19 protein-coding genes are annotated in these 17,322 nt (G+C 67.2%); 5 read left to right on the top strand and 14 right to left on the bottom strand.

Annotated elements, in window-relative coordinates; translation table 11 throughout:
• Positions 1 to 180: 180 nt before the first annotated feature.
• Positions 181 to 531, top strand: coding sequence for a hypothetical protein (locus tag ABL838_RS14340; protein WP_418125703.1), 351 nt, complete (start codon positions 181 to 183; stop codon positions 529 to 531).
• 74 nt (positions 532 to 605) lie between these two features.
• Here ABL838_RS14340 and ABL838_RS14335 read toward each other — a convergent pair whose 3' ends face one another.
• From ABL838_RS14335 to ABL838_RS14300, 8 genes are all read right to left on the bottom strand, one after another.
• Positions 606 to 1,109, bottom strand: coding sequence for a disulfide bond formation protein B (locus ABL838_RS14335; protein ID WP_126019397.1), 504 nt, complete (start codon positions 1,107 to 1,109; stop codon positions 606 to 608).
• Complete coding sequence (locus ABL838_RS14330) at positions 1,106 to 2,203, bottom strand: sulfate/molybdate ABC transporter ATP-binding protein (protein ID WP_126019394.1); 1,098 nt, start codon at positions 2,201 to 2,203, stop codon at positions 1,106 to 1,108. The genes ABL838_RS14335 and ABL838_RS14330 overlap by 4 nt, the downstream gene beginning before the upstream one ends.
• A gap of 21 nt (positions 2,204 to 2,224) precedes the next feature.
• Entirely contained in the window at positions 2,225 to 3,127 is a 903-nt protein-coding gene (cysW, locus tag ABL838_RS14325; RefSeq protein WP_418125702.1) for a sulfate ABC transporter permease subunit CysW, read from the bottom strand.
• A gap of 1 nt (position 3,128) precedes the next feature.
• Complete coding sequence (cysT, locus tag ABL838_RS14320; protein WP_126019390.1) at positions 3,129 to 4,016, bottom strand: sulfate ABC transporter permease subunit CysT; 888 nt, start codon at positions 4,014 to 4,016, stop codon at positions 3,129 to 3,131.
• On the bottom strand, positions 4,017 to 5,033 hold the full coding sequence (locus tag ABL838_RS14315; RefSeq protein WP_418125701.1) for a sulfate ABC transporter substrate-binding protein: 1,017 nt from the start codon (positions 5,031 to 5,033) through the stop codon (positions 4,017 to 4,019).
• Complete coding sequence (locus tag ABL838_RS14310; RefSeq protein WP_184638215.1) at positions 5,030 to 5,605, bottom strand: RBBP9/YdeN family alpha/beta hydrolase; 576 nt, start codon at positions 5,603 to 5,605, stop codon at positions 5,030 to 5,032. The genes ABL838_RS14315 and ABL838_RS14310 overlap by 4 nt, the downstream gene beginning before the upstream one ends.
• A gap of 24 nt (positions 5,606 to 5,629) precedes the next feature.
• On the bottom strand, positions 5,630 to 6,271 hold the full coding sequence (locus ABL838_RS14305; RefSeq protein ID WP_126019383.1) for a peroxiredoxin: 642 nt from the start codon (positions 6,269 to 6,271) through the stop codon (positions 5,630 to 5,632).
• Positions 6,272 to 6,402: 131 nt separating this feature from the next.
• The gene (locus ABL838_RS14300) at positions 6,403 to 7,317 is read right to left on the bottom strand and encodes a LysR family transcriptional regulator (protein ID WP_126019381.1); all 915 of its coding nucleotides are present in this window, start codon (positions 7,315 to 7,317) and stop codon (positions 6,403 to 6,405) included.
• A gap of 136 nt (positions 7,318 to 7,453) precedes the next feature.
• Here ABL838_RS14300 and ABL838_RS14295 point away from each other — a divergent pair, with 136 nt between their 5' ends.
• Positions 7,454 to 8,101 (top strand): FMN-dependent NADH-azoreductase, encoded by a 648-nt coding sequence (locus tag ABL838_RS14295; protein ID WP_184638217.1) that lies wholly within the window; start codon positions 7,454 to 7,456, stop codon positions 8,099 to 8,101.
• 70 nt (positions 8,102 to 8,171) lie between these two features.
• On the opposite strand, the gene ABL838_RS14290 is transcribed toward ABL838_RS14295, so the two are convergent.
• Positions 8,172 to 8,726, bottom strand: a complete 555-nt coding sequence (locus tag ABL838_RS14290; protein WP_184638219.1) for an NADPH-dependent FMN reductase — start codon at positions 8,724 to 8,726, stop codon at positions 8,172 to 8,174.
• A 336-nt stretch (positions 8,727 to 9,062) separates the two neighbouring features.
• Between ABL838_RS14290 and panE the strand changes: the two genes are divergently transcribed.
• Positions 9,063 to 10,004, top strand: a complete 942-nt coding sequence (gene panE / locus ABL838_RS14285) for a 2-dehydropantoate 2-reductase (protein ID WP_418120292.1) — start codon at positions 9,063 to 9,065, stop codon at positions 10,002 to 10,004.
• 7 nt (positions 10,005 to 10,011) lie between these two features.
• Positions 10,012 to 10,680: an Asp/Glu/hydantoin racemase gene (locus ABL838_RS14280; RefSeq protein ID WP_418120291.1), complete on the top strand. Its 669-nt coding sequence runs from the start codon at positions 10,012 to 10,014 to the stop codon at positions 10,678 to 10,680.
• On the opposite strand, the gene ABL838_RS14275 is transcribed toward ABL838_RS14280, so the two are convergent.
• Positions 10,667 to 12,025: an FAD-dependent oxidoreductase gene (locus ABL838_RS14275; protein ID WP_418120290.1), complete on the bottom strand. Its 1,359-nt coding sequence runs from the start codon at positions 12,023 to 12,025 to the stop codon at positions 10,667 to 10,669. The two genes, ABL838_RS14280 and ABL838_RS14275, sit on opposite strands and share 14 nt — an antisense overlap.
• 105 nt (positions 12,026 to 12,130) lie before the next feature.
• On the opposite strand from ABL838_RS14275, the gene ABL838_RS14270 reads away from it, so the two are divergent.
• Entirely contained in the window at positions 12,131 to 13,141 is a 1,011-nt protein-coding gene (locus tag ABL838_RS14270) for an alpha/beta hydrolase family protein (RefSeq protein ID WP_418125700.1), read from the top strand.
• 17 nt (positions 13,142 to 13,158) lie between these two features.
• Here ABL838_RS14270 and ABL838_RS14265 read toward each other — a convergent pair whose 3' ends face one another.
• From ABL838_RS14265 to epsC, 4 genes are all read right to left on the bottom strand, one after another.
• A complete protein-coding gene (locus ABL838_RS14265; RefSeq protein WP_418125865.1) occupies positions 13,159 to 15,057 on the bottom strand; it encodes a family 2A encapsulin nanocompartment cargo protein cysteine desulfurase in 1,899 nt (632 codons plus the stop codon).
• A 66-nt stretch (positions 15,058 to 15,123) separates the two neighbouring features.
• Positions 15,124 to 16,056 (bottom strand): family 2A encapsulin nanocompartment shell protein, encoded by a 933-nt coding sequence (locus ABL838_RS14260; protein ID WP_184638231.1) that lies wholly within the window; start codon positions 16,054 to 16,056, stop codon positions 15,124 to 15,126.
• 63 nt (positions 16,057 to 16,119) lie between these two features.
• The gene (locus ABL838_RS14255; RefSeq protein WP_125950756.1) at positions 16,120 to 16,389 is read right to left on the bottom strand and encodes a helix-turn-helix domain-containing protein; all 270 of its coding nucleotides are present in this window, start codon (positions 16,387 to 16,389) and stop codon (positions 16,120 to 16,122) included.
• Positions 16,386 to 17,300, bottom strand: coding sequence for a serine O-acetyltransferase EpsC (gene epsC / locus ABL838_RS14250; RefSeq protein WP_126019365.1), 915 nt, complete (start codon positions 17,298 to 17,300; stop codon positions 16,386 to 16,388). The genes ABL838_RS14255 and epsC overlap by 4 nt, the downstream gene beginning before the upstream one ends.
• Positions 17,301 to 17,322: the final 22 nt, after the last annotated feature.

Below are 17,322 nucleotides of genomic sequence, written 5' to 3'. Positions count from 1 at the left end.
CCCACACCCCGGCCGGATCGTGACTTTAGGCACTGTATGCACGCGAATTGCCCTCCTACATTGGCAATTGGGCAGCGCACTGAAAGCCGCCCGCCACAGCAGATGCCAATGGGCCCGCGAATATCTTTTTTCGCGGCCGGGGCATCACTTTTCCGACGTATTCAATTAAGGGAAACGACCATGAAATTCAAACAGTCGAACACGCTGCTGCGCAATGCAGCCCTGGCCGGTGCAATTGCGACGCTGCTGGCTTTCAGCGGTATTGCGGGCGCGGCACATACCCCGCAGGACAGCGACATGCTGCAGACGACGGGCGTCATCGCCAGTATCGGCGCGCCCGCTTCGAAGACGAAGGTGGAAGGGGTTTCGGCCCAGCAGGACTTGCTGAGCTTCGTCGCGCCTGCCGCCAAGACCGAAACGGCTCAGCCCATGAACACCGCGATGGTCAACAGCTGCTCGGCCCGCTGGTACTGGCGCAGCCTGCTGGAAGAAATGGCTTGCGGCTTCTCGGGCCAGGGCTGGTTCAACTGAGGCGAATCCGCCTCGCTCTCTTCGAGAACGCAAAAACGCCGCCCGTCGGGCGGCGTTTTCTTTGCGCGACCGTCTCAGCGCGCGCGACGCGAGCGAACCAGCAGCGTGATCAGCATCAGCGACAGAACCACGAACGCGATGAACGACCAGTTCGCCAGCGTCAGGCCGAAGAGCGACCAGTCGACTTTCGAGCAGTCGCCACCGCCGCGGAAGATCATCGGCAGAGCGCGCTTCAGCGGGAAGGTCTCGATCATCCCGTAGAGGTCGCGCCCGCAGGTGACGACTTCGGGCGGATACCACTGCAGCCAGCTCTGCGAGGCCGCCGTGTAGGCGCCGCCGAAAGCGGCCAGCAGCGCCAGCACGCCGCTCACCACACGCAGGCCCACGTTGCGGAACACGCCGGCCAGTCCGGTGAACAGCGCCACCAGCACCAGAGCGTAGCGCTGCACGATGCACATGGGACAGGGTTCGAGCCCGACCACGTGCTGCAGGTAGAGCCCGAAGGCCAGCATCAGGACACAGGCCAGGCAGATCAGCCCGAACGCGCGGCGCGGCGCGCCGAAGTACCAATCGATCAAGGAGATACCCAATCTTCTTCTACGAACACTCTGGCCTTGCGCGGATTGGCGACGACCGTGTCGCCCTCCTTCAAGCCCAGATCGCGGAACTGTTGCGCAGGGAGTTGCGCTTCGATGATGGTTCCGGAGCCCGGATTATCTGGATTCGATTCCGTGGGCTCAAGTTCCAACCGCGCAATGGGTCCGACGACGATCGCGCGCGACAGCGTGGCGACGATGCCCGAGGCGCCGTTCACGTAGGGTGTCACGTCGATGTCATGCGGGCGCACATAAGCACGCGCCTTGGCGTCGCGCGCGCCGCTGTGTTCGGGAGACTCGAGGCGCATGCCGTCGAGCTGCACCGCGCCGTTGTCGGCACGGCCGTGGAACAGGTTCACGTCGCCGAGGAAGCCGTAGACGAAGGGGCTGGCGGGCTGGTCCCACACTTCCTGCGGCGAGCCGACCTGTTCGATCTGGCCCTTGTTGATGACCACCACGCGGTCGGCTACCTCGAGCGCCTCTTCCTGGTCGTGCGTGACGAAGATGGAGGTGACATGCAGCTCGTCGTGCAGCCGGCGCAGCCAGCGGCGCAGTTCCTTGCGCACCTTGGCGTCGAGCGCGCCGAAGGGTTCGTCGAGCAGAAGCACCTTGGGCTCCACCGCCAGCGCGCGGGCCAGCGCGATGCGCTGGCGCTGGCCGCCGGAGAGCTGCGAGGGATAGCGGTCGGCCAGCCAGTCGAGTTGCACCAGCTTGAGCAGGTCTGTCACCTTCTGCCTGATCTGCGCGTCGCTCGGGCGCTCCTTGCGCGGCTTCACGCGCAGGCCGAAGGCCACGTTCTCGAACACCGTCATGTGGCGGAACAGCGCGTAATGCTGGAACACGAAGCCCACCTGCCGCTCGCGCACGTGCACGTCGGTGGTGTCCTCGCCCGAGAAAAGAATGCTGCCGGTGTCGGCCGTCTCCAGCCCCGCGATGATGCGCAGCAGCGTGGTCTTGCCGCAGCCCGAGGGGCCGAGCAGAGCGACCAGCTCGCCCGAATCGACGTCGAGGCTCACGTCGCGCAGCGCGCGGAAGTCGCCGAACTGCTTGCTGATGTTGCGGATTTCGATGCTCATGATTTCTTCTCTCTCACTCTCTCAGGCCGCAGTGGCTTCAGGGGGGCGTTCCGGCGGCAGCTCGGCAATGGCCTTCATCTCGCGCTCGTGGCGCCATTCGATCACCGACTTGATCACCAGCGTGACCAGCGCCAGGATCGCCAGCAGCGAAGCCACGGCGAAGGCGGCCACCGACTGGTATTCGTTGTAGAGCACTTCCACGTGCAGCGGCATGGTGTTGGTCTGGCCGCGGATGTGGCCAGACACCACCGACACCGCGCCGAACTCGCCCATGGCGCGCGCGTTGCACAAAATGACGCCGTACAGCAGGCCCCACTTGATGTTGGGCAGCGTCACGCGCCAGAAGGTCTGCCAGCCGGTCGCACCGAGCACGATGGCGGCCTGCTCCTCGTCGGTGCCCTGCGCCTGCATCAGCGGCACGAGCTCGCGCGCGATGAACGGGAAGGTCACGAACACGGTCGCCAGCACGATGCCAGGTACCGCGAAGATGATCTTGATGTCGTGCTCGGCCAGCCACGGGCCCAGCCAGCCCTGTGCGCCGAACACCAGCACGTAGATCAGGCCCGCCACCACCGGCGACACCGCGAACGGCAGGTCGACCAGCGTGGTCAGCAGCGCCTTGCCGCGGAACTCGAACTTGGCGATAGCCCAGGCGCCGGCCACACCGAACACCAGGTTCATCGGCACCGCGATGGCGGCCGTGATCAGCGTGAGGCGGATGGCGCTCCAGGCATCGGGTTCCTTCAGCGCGTCGAGGTAGGCGGTGACGCCCTTGCGCAGCGCCTCGGTCGCCACGGCGGCCAGCGGCAGCACGAGGAACAGGAACATGAACCCGAGGGCAAGCGCGATCAGCAGCCAGCGCACCCAGGCGGCTTCGGTGGTGCCGGCCTGAGCACGGCGAACGACTTTGGTTGGTGCGCTCATGTCAGGCCCCTCCGCGACGACGCTGCCATGCCTGCAGGCCGTTGATGACCAGCAGCAGCACGAAGGAAATGACCAGCATCACCAGCGCGACCGCGGTGGCACCCGCGTAGTCGTACTGCTCCAGCTTGCCGATGATGATGAGCGGCGTGATCTCCGAGATCATCGGCATGTTGCCGGCGATGAAGATCACCGAGCCGTACTCGCCGATGGCGCGGGCGAAGGCCATGGCAAAGCCCGTCAGCAGCGCAGGCGCGATCGACGGGAAGATCACCTTGGTGAAGGTCTGCAGACGCGTCGCGCCCAGCGAGGTGGCGGCTTCTTCCAGTTCCTTCTCGGCGTCTTCCAGCACCGGCTGCACCGTGCGCACCACGAAGGGCAGCCCGATGAAGATCAGCGCGATCACCACGCCCGCCGGCGTGAAGGCCAGCTTGATGCCGTGCGGCTCCAGCAGCTGGCCGATCCAGCCGTTGCCCGCGAGCAGCGCGGTCAGCGAAATGCCGGCCACGGCCGTGGGCAGCGCGAAAGGCAGATCGACCAGCGCGTCGACGATGCGCTTGCCCGGAAACTTGTAGCGCACCAGCACCCAGGCCACCAGCAGGCCGAATACCGCGTTCACGATGGCGGCCAGCAGCGATGCGCCGAAGGTCAGCCGGTAGGAAGCCATCACGCGCGGCGCGGTCACGGCCACCCAGAACTGCTCCCAGCTCAGCGTGAAGGTCTTGAAGACCAGCGCCGACAGCGGGATCAGCACGATCAGGCTCAGATAAAGAATCGAAAAGCCCAGCGTGATGTGGAAACCGGGCAGCACGCGCTTGGCGCCGCCTGCCCGGTTGGCACGAGAAAAAGGCGCTCCCGCCGACGGGAGCGCCGAAGTCACAGCGCCGCTCATTTACTTCGCGCCGGGCGTGTACAGCTTGTCGAACTGGCCGCCGTCGTTGAAGTGCACCTTCTGCGCTTCGCCGAGGCTGCCGAAGAGTTCCTGCACCGTGAAGAGCTGCAGCGGCTTGAAGGTCGCGGCGTACTTCTTGAGCACTGTCTGCGAGCGCGGGCGCAGCGCGTGCTTGGCGGCGATTTCCTGCGCTTCTTCGGAATACAGCCAGTCGAGGTAGGCCTTGGCGAGCTCGCCGGTGCCCTTCTTGTTGACGGTGCGCTCGACCACGGCCACCGGGTTCTCGGCCACGATGCTGATCGACGGATAGACCGAGTCGACCTTGCCGGTGCCGAATTCGCGGTCGATGGAGACCACTTCCGATTCGAAGGTGATCAGCGCGTCGCCGATGTTGCGCTGCAGGAAGGCGGTGGTCGCGTCGCGCCCGCCGCGTGCCAGCACCGGCACGTTCTTGAACAGCTTGCCGACGAACTCGGCGGCCTGGGCATCGGTGCCGCCCTTCTTCTTGATGTAGCCCCAGGCGGCCAGGTAGGCGTAGCGGCCGTTGCCGCCGGTCTTGGGGTTGACGATCACAACCTGCACGCCGGGCTTGACCAGGTCGTCCCAGTCCTTGATGCCCTTGGGGTTGCCGTTGCGCACCAGGAACAGCATGGTCGACGTGGTCGGCGATGCGTTCTCGGGGAATTTCTTGTTCCAGTCCTTCGCGACCACACCGGCGTTGGCGAGGAAGTCGATGTCGGTGGAGGTGTTCATCGTCACCACGTCGGCGTCGAGGCCGTCGGCCACCGCGCGGGCCTGCGCGCTGGAGCCGCCGTGCGACTGGTCGATCTTCACGTCCTTGCCGGTGGCCTTCTTGTAGTGCGCCACGAAGGCCGCGTTGTAGTCCTTGTAGAACTCGCGCGCCACGTCGTAGGAGGCGTTCAGCAGCGAGGTGCCCTGTGCGAAGGCGGTGCTGCCGGCGAGTGCGGAGGACGCCAGCGCGAGCACGGCGACGAAGGTCTTGATTCTGGAAGTCATGTGGTTGCGAGGTTCTCTGAAAATTCACGGCCCGCCGACCATGCGGCGGGCTCGTCGGTCAGCGACTGGAGCAAGGCAAGGCCCAGCGGCCAGTCCCCGTGCCCCGAATCGATGTTGATGTGGCCCGCATTCTGCATCCGGACGAATTCGCTGCCCCAGGCGCGCGAATATGCGCCTGCCAGGCGGATCGGACAGTACGGGTCGTTGCTGCTGGCCACCACGATGCTGCGGTACGGCAGCGCGGCATAAGGCACGGGTGCGAAATCGGACAACACGGCGCGGCGCTCGGGGTCGGCCGGCGCCACCAGCAGCGCGCCGCGGATGCGCGCGGCCGCCTCGGGCGGCAGGTGCGCCGTGGCGATGCAGCCCAGGCTGTGCGCGGCGATCACCACCGGGCCGGGGCTGTCGAGCACCAGCCTGGCCAGTGTGCTCACCCAGGCTTCGCGCTTGGGCGAGGCCCAGTCGTCCTGCACCACGCGCGCTGCGCCCGGAATGCGCTCTTCCCACAGGCTCTGCCAATGGCCGGGCCCGGAGTCGCGCCAACCAGGCACGATGACGACACGAGTCTGCATGACCGAGCTGCCCTGCCCGCTTGCTTACTTGTTCGGCTGCGGCGTGATGCGCAGGTACGGGCGCACGGCCTTGAAGCCCTTGGGGAAGCGCTCGGCGAGCTCGGCCGGGTCTTGAATGGCCGGGATGATGACCACGTCGTCGCCGTCCTTCCAGTTCACCGGCGTGGCGACCTTGTGGCTGTCGGTGAGCTGCAGCGAGTCGATCACGCGCAGGATCTCGTCGAAGTTGCGGCCGGTGGACGCCGGGTAGGTGATGGTCGTGCGGACGATCTTCTTCGGGTCGATGATGAACACGCTGCGCACGGTGGCCGTGGCCGAGGCGTTCGGGTGGATCAGGTCGTACAGGTCGGCCACCTTGCGGTCTGCGTCCGCGATGATGGGGAAGTTGACCGTGGTGTTCTGCGTGTCGTTGATGTCCCCGATCCACTCCTTGTGCCTGGTGGCCGGGTCCACGCTCAGCGCGATGGGCTTCACGCCGCGCTTGGCGAATTCGCCCGACAGCGCCGCGGTCTTGCCGAGTTCGGTGGTGCACACGGGCGTGAAGTCGGCGGGGTGCGAGAAGAACACGACCCACGAATCGCCGGCCCACTGGTAGAAGTCGATGGGGCCTTCGCTGGAATCCTGGGTGAAATTGGGGGCGGTGTCGCCTAGACGCAGAGTAGCCATGATCGCTCCTGGATGGGGATGGGAGTCCCGGATTGTGCGAACCCTTGCTTCAATGCCAAACGAATATCTGCTTGTTTGGATATGACGTTTTCCGCATAACGAGGGCAACCCGGCCCCAGATCGGCCGGGCGCTAGAACATCCGCATGTCTGCGCTCTGCAGGTGTTCCATCAGGAAATCGATCAGCTTGCGCACCGCCGGCACCAGCGCCCGCCGCGCCGGAAACACCATGTGCGCCACCACCGGCGGCGGCCCCCAGCCCGGCAGCAGCCGTACCAGACGGCCGGCTTCCACGTCGGCACGGCACATGTAGTCGGGCAGCATGGTCGCGCCGATGCCGCCCAGCGCGCCGAACTGCAGCGTGGCGAGGTCGTCGGCCACATAGAGGGGCGTGTGCGAATGGACGAGGCTCTCGCCGTTCGGGCCTTCCAGCCGCCAGTCGCTGCGCCCCTCCCCGTTGACCGACATGGCCGCCGTGGGCAGCTTCCCCAGGTCGGCCACCGTCTGCACCGGCCCGTGTCGCGCCAGCAGCCCCGGGCTCGCCACCAGCACGCCCCGGCTGTAGCCGAAGGTCTTGGCCACCAGCACCGTGCTGTCCTCGATGGCCGGCCGCACGCGCAGCGCGATGTCGATACCCTCCTCGATCAGGTCCACCGGCCGGTTGATCACCTTCATGTCGATGCGCACCGCGGGGTAGCGCTCCATGAACACCGGCATCAGCTGCGCCAGCCCGCTGTGCGCGATGGTGACCGGGCAACTCAGCCGCACCAGCCCGCTGGGCTCGGTCTGCACCTGCGCCACCGCCTCGGCCGCCGCCTGCGCCGCGTCGCGCATCGCGGAAGCGTGCCGCAGGTAGATCTCGCCGGCCGGCGTGAGCGACAGCCGCCGGGTGCTGCGCTGCATCAGCTGCACGCCGAGGCGCTCTTCCAGCTCCGCCACCCGCCGCGAGAGCCGCGACTTGGGAATGCCCAAGGCCCGGCTGGCGGCCGCGAAGCCGCCGCGCTCGGCCACTTCGGCGAAGAAAACCATGTCGTTGAGGTCCTGCATGGCGGCCATTGTCCTGCAATCAGGACGATCTATGCAATTTTTGGCTACTTATCGGCAACTCGACCCAAAAATAGAATTACGCCATCGCCGGCCGATTTTGAGTGCCGACAGCCAACACAGAAAGTGATTGATTGAAATGAAGCTGCTCCACATCGACTCCAGCATCCTCGGCACCAACTCGACCTCGCGCCTGCTCTCGGCCGAGATCGTGACCGCATGGCGCGCCGCCCACCCCGACACCACCGTGGAGTACCTCGACCTGGCCGTCGACGCCCCCCCGCACTTCAGCGCCGACGCGCTGGGCATCAAGGTCGGCGTGCAGGCCCAGCCCACCGAAGCCCAGGCGCGTGAAAACGCCCTGTCCGAAAAGCTCGTGAGCCAGTTCCTGGCTTCGGACGTGGTCGTCATCGGCACGCCGTTCTACAACTTCTCGATCCCGACGCAGCTCAAGGCGTGGATCGACCGCCTCGGTCAGGTCGGCCGCACCTTCAAGTACACCGACAAGGGCCCCGTGGGCCTGGCCGGCGGCAAGACCATCATCGTGGCCTCCAGCCGCGGCGGCGTCTACTCGACCAGCGAAGGCGGCCAGGCCATGGAACACCAGGAGAGCTACCTCAAGGCAGTCTTCGGGTTCTTCGGCATCACCGACGTGCGCATCGTGCGCGCCGAGGGCGTGGCGATGGGCGACGAAGCCCGCAACAGCGCCCTGGCGGCTGCCCGCGCCGACATCCTGGTGGCGACGGCAGAAGCCGCGAACCAGAAGAGCGTCGCGCAGGCTGCCTGAGCACGTTCAGCCTCGCACCATGAAAAAACCGCCCGATGGGCGGTTTTTTCGTTCCGGCCTGCGCGGAATCTCAGGCCGAGTGGCTCTTCACCCAGGCCACGTACTTGTCCATCCAGCCCTGCAGGAACTTCTTCGAGCCCTCGTTGCCGATGTGGCCCTTGTCGTCGAACAGGTCGTCCTTGGCCTGCAGGAACACTTCGGGGGCGCCAAGCGTGGGCACGTCGAGGTAGGCCAGGATGTTGCGCAGGTGCTGCTGCGCCAGCGCGGTACCGATTGCGCCGACCGAGATGCCGACCACGCCGGCCGGCTTGCCTGCCCAGGCGCTCTGGCCGTAGGGGCGCGAGGCGTGGTCGATGGCGTTCTTCAGCACGCCGGGAATGGAGCGGTTGTACTCGGGCGTGACGAACAGCAGGCCGTCGGCCGCCGCGATCTCGGTCTTCAGGCGCTTCACCGAAGGAGCCTGGTTGGCGTCGTCGTCCTGGTTGTACAGCGGCAGGTCGTCGATGCGCAGGCTTTCGAAGGTGAAGTCCGAGGGCGCGAGCTGCGCCAGCGCGAGGGCCAGCTTGTGGTTGAACGAATCCTTGCGCAGGCTGCCGACGATGACGGCGATGCGGGTCTGTGCCATGGGTGAAGCTCCTTTGATGAGGGGGTCGGAAATGACGAACGCGATTATGCGAAGCGCCCAAGACCTTATCCGGAAAAGTTCATGCATTTACACCGTGGCACCCGATCGCTGCCTCGCGATCGATGCGCTCGGGGCATGTCGAACCTGCCCTGCGCCCAGGCCTGCCGGGCGATGCCATCGCGCATCATGTGCCGGACCGCCCGCGCGTGTTCCACCTCTTGCCATTTGCCCGCCGCCGACAGCCGGGGAAAGCGCCCGCTCGAAGCAGGCTGCGGCGATCCCGGGCATCATCGCGGCCGGTCTTTTTTCCTCTGTCGAATACAGGAGCGAAACGCGATGAGATTTCTGGTGGTGGGTGCCGGCGCACTCGGTGGTTATTTCGGCGGCCGTCTGCTGGAGGCGGGACGCGACGTCACCTTCCTGCTGCGCCCGCGCCGCGCGGCCCAGCTCGCCAAGACCGGGCTGGTGGTGCAGAGCCCCTTCGGCAACCTGCAGTTGCCATCTCCGAAGCATGTGCTGGCCGATGGCATCGACGGCCCCTACGACGTGATCGTGGTCGGCAGCAAGGCCTACGACCTCGGCTCGACCATGGACTCCTTCGCGCCAGCCGTGGGCCCGAACACCGTGATCCTCCCGTTGCTCAACGGCATGAGCCACATCGACAGGCTTGCCGAGCGATTCGGCAGCGAGCGCGTGCTGGGCGGACTGTGCATGATCTCCGCCACCCTCGACGACGAAGGCCGCGTGCTGCATCTCAACGACATGCACGGCCTGAGCTTCGGCGAACGCTCGGGCGGCCGCTCGGCGCGGGTCGACGCCATCGCGGCGCAGTTCGCCGGCGCGAAGTTCGATGCCACCGCCAGCGAGAACATCTCGCAGGACATGTGGGAGAAGTGGGTCTTCATCGCCTCGGCCGCCGGCCTCACCAGCCTGATGCACGCCTCCATCGGCGACATCGTGGCCGCCGGCGGGCAGGACGTGGCGTTGTCGATCTTCGACGAGTGCTGCGCCATCGCCACACACAACGGCTTCGCGCCGCGCCCCGCCGCCGTGCAGCGCGGCCGCGCCATCATCACGGCAGCCGGCTCGCCGATGACGGCCTCGATGTACAAGGACATGGCGCGCGGCGCGGCCGTGGAAGCCGATCACATCGTCGGCGACCTGCTGAGCCGCGCAGCGCCCGGCAACGCCACGGTGCCCACCGTGCTGCGCACCGCCTACGTGCACCTCAAGGCCTACGAGGCGCGACGCGCACGCGAGGCTGCCGCGGCTGTCTGAGGATCCGATGAAAGACTCGCTCGCCTTCCTGCACACGGCACAGGTCCACGTGCCGACATTCGAGCGGCTGGCGCGCGAGAACGCTCCCACTCTGCGTGTGCGGCACGTGGTGCGCGAAGAGCTGCTGGCTGACGCGCGCGTCACCGGCGTCGACGACGCCGACCTCATCGCCCGCGTCAACGAGGCGATGCGCGAAGCCGCCGCGGGCGGCGCAAAGGTCGTGGTGTGCACCTGCTCGACCATCGGCGCCATCGCGGAACGCACGCCCTCCGGCGATGCATTCAGAGCCCTGCGCATCGACCGGGCCATGGCCGACAAGGCCGTTCGCACCGGGCCTCGCGTGCTGATCGCCGCAGCGCTCGAAAGCACGCTGGCGCCTACGAAGGCCCTCGTTCTTTCCGCCGCACAGAACGCTGGAATCGCCGTCCAGCCGGCCCTGCTGTTCGTCGAGGACGCATGGCCGCATTTCGAAGCCGGAGCCCACGCGCGCTACATCGAGACACTGGCTGGCGCGATCCGTGCGGCGGCAATCGAGGCCGACGTCGTCGTGCTGGCCCAGGCCTCGATGGCCCCCGTGGCCGATAAGCTCGCCGACCTGGGCATCGACGTGCTCAGCAGCCCCGTACCCGGCACCGCCCACGCGGTGACACTGGCCCTGGCGCTCAGTCCGACTTGAGGATCGTCTCGCCCTTCAGCATCCCCATGTCGCGGATGTTGAAGCGGTGGCGCTTCCAGCCTTCCCAGGTGCGGCGCATGTTGCCGATGGAGATCAGGTAGTACAGCACCTTGAACATGCCGACCGGGCCGCGCATCGGCGTGCCGCGGTAGATGTCGCCGGCCAGCAGCGTCATCAGCCCTTCCTTCACGCGGAACGGGTTGCCCGGATGCATGAACATGTCGCGGATGGTCGGGTTGGTCACGCGGTAGATGAACCACGAGTACTCGCGCGGGCCCTTGCGCATCATGGCCTCGAAGCCCTTGCGTACCGCGGCCAGCTGGGCCGGCTTGTCGAGCGCTGTCGCCACCAGTTCGGCGCCGTCGAAGGCGCTGTGCATCGCGAGGTACACGCCCGAGGAGAACATCGGGTCGATGAAGGTGAAGGCGTCGCCCAGCATCAGGTAGCGCTCGCCCGTGGCGTGCGTGCTGGAGTACGAGAAGTTGCCGGTGGCATGCACCGCGTCGTCGACCAGCGTGGCGTTCTTCAGGCGGTCCACCAGCACCGGGCAGGTCGCGATGGTGTCGTAGAAGAACTCCTTGAGCGGCTTGTCGCGCGTCTTCAGGTAGTACGGCCAGCAGACCGCGCCCACGCTGGTGGTGCCGTCGGCCAGCGGAATGAACCAGAACCAGCCGTGCGGAAACCAGCAGATGCTGATGTTGCCTTCCTTCTTGCCCTCCAGCCGCTCGGCGTTGGTGAAGTGGCCGAAGAGCGCGGTGCTGTTGTGGTCGGGGTTCTTCTGCTTGCAGCGGAATTTGTTGGCCAGCAGCGTGTCGCGGCCGGTGGCATCGACCACGAAGCGGGCGCGCCAGCTATGGCGCGCGCCGTCGTCCATCTCGGCCTGGACCGTCGCGCCCTCGGCGTCGAAGGCCACGTCGCGCACCTTGCAGCCTTCGATGGCCTGCGCGCCGCAGGTGGCGGCGTTGCGGAACAGAAGCTCGTCCAGCTCCGAGCGGCGGACCTGCCAGGCCGAGTCGAGCGACTTGTCCAGGCCCTCGCCGAATTCCACATAGCTGCGGTGCTCGTGCTCGGGCGAGACGAACTCGATGCCGAACTTCGGCATGCCGATCTTCTCGACCTGGTCGCGCACGCCGAGCTTGTCGAACAGCTCCACGTTCGCGGGCAGCAGCGATTCGCCGATGTGAAAGCGCGGGTGGTGCGCCTTCTCCAGCAGCACCACCTTGCGGCCCTGCCGTGCAAGCAGCGTGGCGATGGTCGATCCGGCGGGACCGCCGCCGACGACCAGCACGTCGCAGGATTCGTCGGCGGCCCGGGGCGCGGGAGAAGAAGCTTGGGACAGGGACATGCGAAGGCAGGCAACGTTGTTAACAATCGCAAGCATAGCGCGGCGGCCTGCGAAGACCGCAAAGCCTGCTAAGCAGCCCACCGGCTGGCGCCGCACACTGGGGCAATGCGCCTCCTCCATCTTCTGCGCCCCTTCTGCCTCGCCGCCGCATGCCTGTCGGCGGTGTTCGCCCATGCCGCCGGCTTCGGCACCATCGATATACCTGCCGACCGCGAAGGCCCGGCGATGCAGGGCGCCGTATGGACACCGTGCGCCGCACCCGCGGGCGAAATCAAGCTGGGCCGCAACACGATCCAGGGCGTGCGGGACTGTCCGCTCCCGCCGGGCAACGCCCGGCTGCCGCTCATCGTGATCTCGCACGGCTACGGCGGCTCCTTCCTCGGCCATCACGACACGGCGCAGGCGCTCGCCGACGCGGGCTTCATCGTCGCGGCCATCAGCCATTCGCAAGACAACTTCCAGCTCCGTGGCGGCCCGGACGACAGGATCGTCGCGCTTGCGACGCGAACCACCGACATCAAGCGGCTGATCGACCACATGCTCCAGAAGTGGCCCGCGCACGGCAGGATCGCGGCCGACCGGATCGGTTTCTACGGTTTTTCGAGGGGCGGCTACACGGGCCTCGTGCTCGCGGGAGCGCGCCCGGACTTCGAGCGGCTGCCGCCGCTGCCCTCATCCCCGTGCGCAACGCAGCCCGAAGGCAAGGCGTGCGAATGGGTGAAGCAGGGCTTCCAGGAACTGCTGGCCACGCCGCTGACGCACGACACCCGCATCACGGCGGCCGTGATCGCCGACCCGCTCGGCATGCTCTTCGACGCCCGGGGCCTGAAGAACGTGAAGATCCCGATCGAGCTCTGGGCGTCGACCTACGGCGGCGACGGCGTCACGCCCGAGAGCGTGGCCGCCGTTCGCAGCAACCTGCCCGTGGCGCCCGAATGGCATGTGGCCGACAAGGCCGAGCACTTCGGTTTTCTCGCGCCGTGCTCGCAGGCACAGCTCGATGCCAGGATCGAAATCTGCCGCGATGCGCCCGGCTTCGACCGAATCGCCTTTCACAAGGCGCTCAACGCCGAGGTAGCGGCCTTCTTCAACCGCCACCTCGGGCCAACGCACTGACCTTCACTGACCAGTCTTCAGCCCGCGCGCCGCTGCGACGCCAGCCGCCGCACCACCGCCACCAGCCGGTCGATCTCGTCGAAGGTGTTGTAGAAGGCCAGCGAGGGCCGCACCGTGGTTTCCACGCCGAAGCGGCGCAGGATGGGCTGCGCGCAATGGTGGCCGGTGCGCACCGCGATGCCCTCCTCGTTCAGCGCCTGCCCCACCTCCTCGGTGGTGTAGCCGTCGAGCACGAAGGACATCACGCTGGCCTTGTCGGCCGCCGTGCCGATCAGCCGCACGCCCGGGATCGCGCCGAGCTGCGCCATGCCGTACACCAGCAGGTCGTGCTCGTAGCGCGCGATGTTCTCGATGCCGATCTTGTTGACGTAGTCGATGGCGGCGCCCAGCCCCACGGCGTCGGCGATGTTGCCGGTGCCGGCCTCGAACTTGTTCGGGATCGGCTGGAACACCGTCTTCTCGAAGGTCACGTCGGCAATCATGTTGCCGCCGCCCTGCCACGGGGGCATGTCTTCGAGCACCTCGCGCCTGCCCCACACCACGCCGATGCCGGTCGGGCCGAACACCTTGTGGCCGGAGAAGACGAAGAAGTCGGCGCCGATGTCCTGCACGTCCACGCGCATGTGCGAGACCGACTGCGCGCCATCGACCAGCGCCTTCGCGCCAGCGCGGTGCGCCAGCTCGACGATCTCCTTCACCGGCACCACCGTGCCCAGCGCGTTCGAGACCTGCGTGACGGCGACGATCTTCGTGCGGTCGTTCAGCAGCTTGCGGTATTCGTCGAGCAGCACCTGGCCCGAGTCGTCCACCGGAATCACGCGCAGCTTCGCGCCCTTGGCGGCGGCAAGCTGCTGCCACGGCACGATGTTGGCGTGGTGCTCCAGGTTCGACACGACGATCTCGTCGCCCTCGCCCACGTGCTGCCCGCCCCAGCTCTTGGCCACGAGGTTGATGGCCTCGGTGGTGCCGCGCACGAAGATCACCTCTTCGACCTCGGGCGCATTGATGAACCTGCGCACGCGCTCGCGGGCGCCCTCGTAGGCGTCGGTCGCGCGCGCGGCCAGCTCGTGCGCCGCTCGGTGGATGTTGGAGTTCTCGTGCTCGTAGAAATACGAGATGCGGTCGATGACCGACTGCGGCTTGTGCGTGGTGGCCGCGTTGTCGAACCACACGAGCTGCTTGCCGTTCACGCGCTCCTGCAGGATCGGGAAGTCGCGCCGCACGGCCTGGATGTCGAAGGGAGGATGCTGGCCGCTGCCGGCCAGCGGCACGGCGCCGGGCCCGCGCGGATCGGGCTTGGCGGGCGTGACGAAGCCGCTGGGCAGGCGCACCGCATCGACGAAGTAAAACTGGGGTTCACTCCCTCTCCCCTCTGGGGAGAGGGTTGGGGTGAGGGGCAGCCCCGCACCTTGCGTCGTCCGCTGGCCCTCACCCCAGTCCTCACCCGCAAGCGGGAGAGGGGGCGAGACCACGGGAGTCGCGCCGGCCGACGGATGCCCGTAGCCGTTGTCCAGGAAGTAGAACGACGAAGCCGCGGCTTGCGGTGCCACTGCCCCATTCAGCTGCGGCACGCCCTGCACCGTGCCACCCGAGCGCGGCTCGAAGGCCGGCGCCACCGAGAGCACGCTGTCCGGCACGCCGTTGCCCGCCACCGCGTGCGGCACCAGCGCCGGTGCGCGGTTCGCGAGCGAAGGCACCTGCGTCGGCGATGCCGGCACCAGGTTGGCGCCCGGAATCTGCCCTTGTGGGAAGGGCGCACCCGGCACGCTGGGCCCGAAGCCGGCAGGGCTCGCCAGCGGTGAACCCGCGGGCGCGACGTTGGCCGGAAACTGCGCTCCCGGCACCAGCCCGTTCGCCACGCCGGGCACCGAGTCGGGCGGCGTGCCCGGCAGTGCGGAGAACATGGCGCTGGCCATGCGCGCGAGAACCGCCGGGTCGAACGGCGCCTCGCCCGGGATCGATGGAATGCTGCTCACAGCGGCTTACTTGTAGGTGTCGGCGTAGTCGTGGTACTTGCCGATCTCGACATCGTCGAGCACCGCCAGCGCGTCGGTCGTCAGCACCGCGAGCGAGCAGTACAGCGAGATCAGGTACGACGCGATCGCGTGGTTGTTGATGCCCATGAAGCGCACCGACAGCCCCGGGCCCTGCTCGCCCGACAGACCCGGCTGGAAGAGGCCCACCACGCCCTGGCGCTTGTCGCCCACGCGCAGCAGCAGGATCTTGCTCTTGCCATCGGCCACCGGCACCTTGTTCGACGGAATCAGCGGAATGCCGCGCCAGGTGATGAACTGCGAGCCGAAGAGGCTCACCGTGGGCGGCGGCGTGCCGCGGCGCGTGGCTTCGCGGCCGAAGGCGGCAATGGCCAGCGGGTGCGTGAGGAAGAAGGCCGGCTCCTTCCACACCTTGGCCAGCAGCTCGTCGAGGTCGTCGGGCGTGGGCGCGCCGGTCAGCGGGAAGATGCGCTGCTCTTCGCTCACCTGCGCCAGCAGGCCGTAGTCGGGGTTGTTGATGAGCTCGCTCTCCTGGTTCTCCTTGATCGTCTCGATCGTCAGGCGCAGCTGTTCCTTGATCTGGTCGTGCGGGCTGCTGTAGAGGTCGGAGATGCGGGTGTGCACGTCGAGCACGGTGCTCACGGCGTTCAGGTAGTGCTCGCGCGGGTTCTCCTCGTAGTCGACGAAGGTGCGCGGCAGCTGGTTCTCTTCTTCGCGCGACGTGCAGGTGACCTTGATGGCCTCCGGGTTCTTGACCTTGTTGACGCGGTAGATGCCCGCCTCCACCGGAACCCACTGCAGCAGGTGCGTCAGCCAGCGCGGGCTGATGGTCTCGAGTTGGGGGACTGTCTTGGTGGCATTGGCCAGCTGTCTTGCGGCGTTGTCGCCAAGGGCGGTGGTACCACCAACTGTTGCGCTCATGGATCAGGCTTTCGTGGTTGAGAAAAAAGTGGCCGCCAGTGTCCGGCGGCCACGGGTTTTCCCTCAACAGGCTATAGCCGCCAAGTTGATCCTTCGCGCGAGACGCGACTGCTCCAACTGCTCGCAGCGCATGAGCAGGCCGACCATGTTGATGCCCAGCGCGGTGGCCAGCTTCTGCGCGGTGACGATCGATGGAATGACGCGGCCGCGCTCGATCTCCCCAACGTAGGAGCGGTTCAGATCGGAACGCTCGGCCAGTTCCTCCTGCGACCAGCCCCTGTCCTCGCGCAGCTGGCGGATGGTCACGCCGAAGTCTTCGACGAACGCCTTCATACGCCACCTGCCTTCGGTGCGTTCTGCAGGCTGGCCTGCGTGACGCTCGCGCCCGGCGGCACGTCGTCGGTGATCCACACGTTGCCGCCGATGACGGCGCCTTTGCCGAGCGTCACGCGCCCGAGGATGGTCGCGCCGGCGTAGATGACGACGTCGTCCTCCACCACCGGATGGCGCGGCAGGCCCTTCTGCAGGTTGCCTTCGGTATCTGTCGGGAAGCGCTTGGCGCCGAGCGTGACCGCCTGGTAGAGCCGCACGCGCTTGCCGATGACGGCCGTCTCGCCGATCACGACGCCCGTGCCGTGGTCGATGAAGAAGCCCGCGTCGATCTTCGCGCCCGGATGGATGTCGATGCCCGTCTGCGCATGCGCCAGCTCGGCCACGATGCGCGCCAGCAGCGGCAGTCCGAGCTTGTAGAGCTCATGCGCAAGGCGGTGGTGGATCATTGCGAGCACGCCGGGATAGCACAGGAGCACCTCGTCGACGCTGCGCGCGGCCGGGTCGCCCTGGTAGGCGGCGAGCACGTCGCTGTCGAGCAGGCTGCGCAGGCCCGGCAGCGCATTCGCGAAGCGGCGCACGGCCTCGGTGGCGATATCGTCGATTTCGCTGGCAGGGCGTGGCTCGTGGCGCGCATTGAAGTTCAGCTCCAGCCGCGCCTGAACCAGCAGCGCCTGCAGCGCCGAGTCGAGTGTGTGGCCGACGTAGAAGTCCTCGCTCTCGTGGCGCAGGTCCGGCGGGCCGAGCCGCATCGGAAAGAGCGCGCCCTTGAGCGACTCGACGATCTGCGCGAGCGCATCGCGCGACGGAAACTCGCGCGCGCCGGGCTCGCGCGAACGCCGCTGCGAATCGCGCCACTCGTCGCGCACACCATGCAGTGCGCGCACGATGTCGCTCACCTCGAAATGGGCCATCTGTAGTTCCTCCCGGAGAAAT

It is taken from the genome of Variovorax sp. 160MFSha2.1 (assembly GCF_048305075.1).
Taxonomy (GTDB): Bacteria; Pseudomonadota; Gammaproteobacteria; order Burkholderiales; family Burkholderiaceae_C; genus Variovorax; species Variovorax guangxiensis.
Note: the sequence above shows the minus strand (reverse complement) of the source record. Positions and strands in the feature narration are given on the sequence as shown.

Excerpts from the sequence above, each read along its gene's own strand:
- ABL838_RS14340 (WP_418125703.1), top strand. The coding sequence starts at position 181 with ATGAAATTCAAACAGTCGAACACGCTGCTGCGCAATGCAGCCCTGGCC.
- ABL838_RS14330 (WP_126019394.1), bottom strand. The coding sequence starts at position 2,203 with ATGAGCATCGAAATCCGCAACATCAGCAAGCAGTTCGGCGACTTCCGC.
- cysW (WP_418125702.1), bottom strand. The coding sequence starts at position 3,127 with ATGAGCGCACCAACCAAAGTCGTTCGCCGTGCTCAGGCCGGCACCACC.
- cysT (WP_126019390.1), bottom strand. The coding sequence starts at position 4,016 with ATGAGCGGCGCTGTGACTTCGGCGCTCCCGTCGGCGGGAGCGCCTTTT.
- ABL838_RS14315 (WP_418125701.1), bottom strand. The coding sequence starts at position 5,033 with ATGACTTCCAGAATCAAGACCTTCGTCGCCGTGCTCGCGCTGGCGTCC.
- ABL838_RS14310 (WP_184638215.1), bottom strand. The coding sequence starts at position 5,605 with ATGCAGACTCGTGTCGTCATCGTGCCTGGTTGGCGCGACTCCGGGCCC.
- ABL838_RS14305 (WP_126019383.1), bottom strand. The coding sequence starts at position 6,271 with ATGGCTACTCTGCGTCTAGGCGACACCGCCCCCAATTTCACCCAGGAT.
- ABL838_RS14300 (WP_126019381.1), bottom strand. The coding sequence starts at position 7,317 with ATGCAGGACCTCAACGACATGGTTTTCTTCGCCGAAGTGGCCGAGCGC.
- ABL838_RS14295 (WP_184638217.1), top strand. The coding sequence starts at position 7,454 with ATGAAGCTGCTCCACATCGACTCCAGCATCCTCGGCACCAACTCGACC.
- ABL838_RS14290 (WP_184638219.1), bottom strand. The coding sequence starts at position 8,726 with ATGGCACAGACCCGCATCGCCGTCATCGTCGGCAGCCTGCGCAAGGAT.
- panE (WP_418120292.1), top strand. The coding sequence starts at position 9,063 with ATGAGATTTCTGGTGGTGGGTGCCGGCGCACTCGGTGGTTATTTCGGC.
- ABL838_RS14280 (WP_418120291.1), top strand. The coding sequence starts at position 10,012 with ATGAAAGACTCGCTCGCCTTCCTGCACACGGCACAGGTCCACGTGCCG.
- ABL838_RS14275 (WP_418120290.1), bottom strand. The coding sequence starts at position 12,025 with ATGTCCCTGTCCCAAGCTTCTTCTCCCGCGCCCCGGGCCGCCGACGAA.
- ABL838_RS14270 (WP_418125700.1), top strand. The coding sequence starts at position 12,131 with ATGCGCCTCCTCCATCTTCTGCGCCCCTTCTGCCTCGCCGCCGCATGC.
- ABL838_RS14265 (WP_418125865.1), bottom strand. The coding sequence starts at position 15,057 with ATGGCCAGCGCCATGTTCTCCGCACTGCCGGGCACGCCGCCCGACTCG.
- ABL838_RS14260 (WP_184638231.1), bottom strand. The coding sequence starts at position 16,056 with ATGAGCGCAACAGTTGGTGGTACCACCGCCCTTGGCGACAACGCCGCA.
- ABL838_RS14255 (WP_125950756.1), bottom strand. The coding sequence starts at position 16,389 with ATGAAGGCGTTCGTCGAAGACTTCGGCGTGACCATCCGCCAGCTGCGC.
- epsC (WP_126019365.1), bottom strand. The coding sequence starts at position 17,300 with ATGGCCCATTTCGAGGTGAGCGACATCGTGCGCGCACTGCATGGTGTG.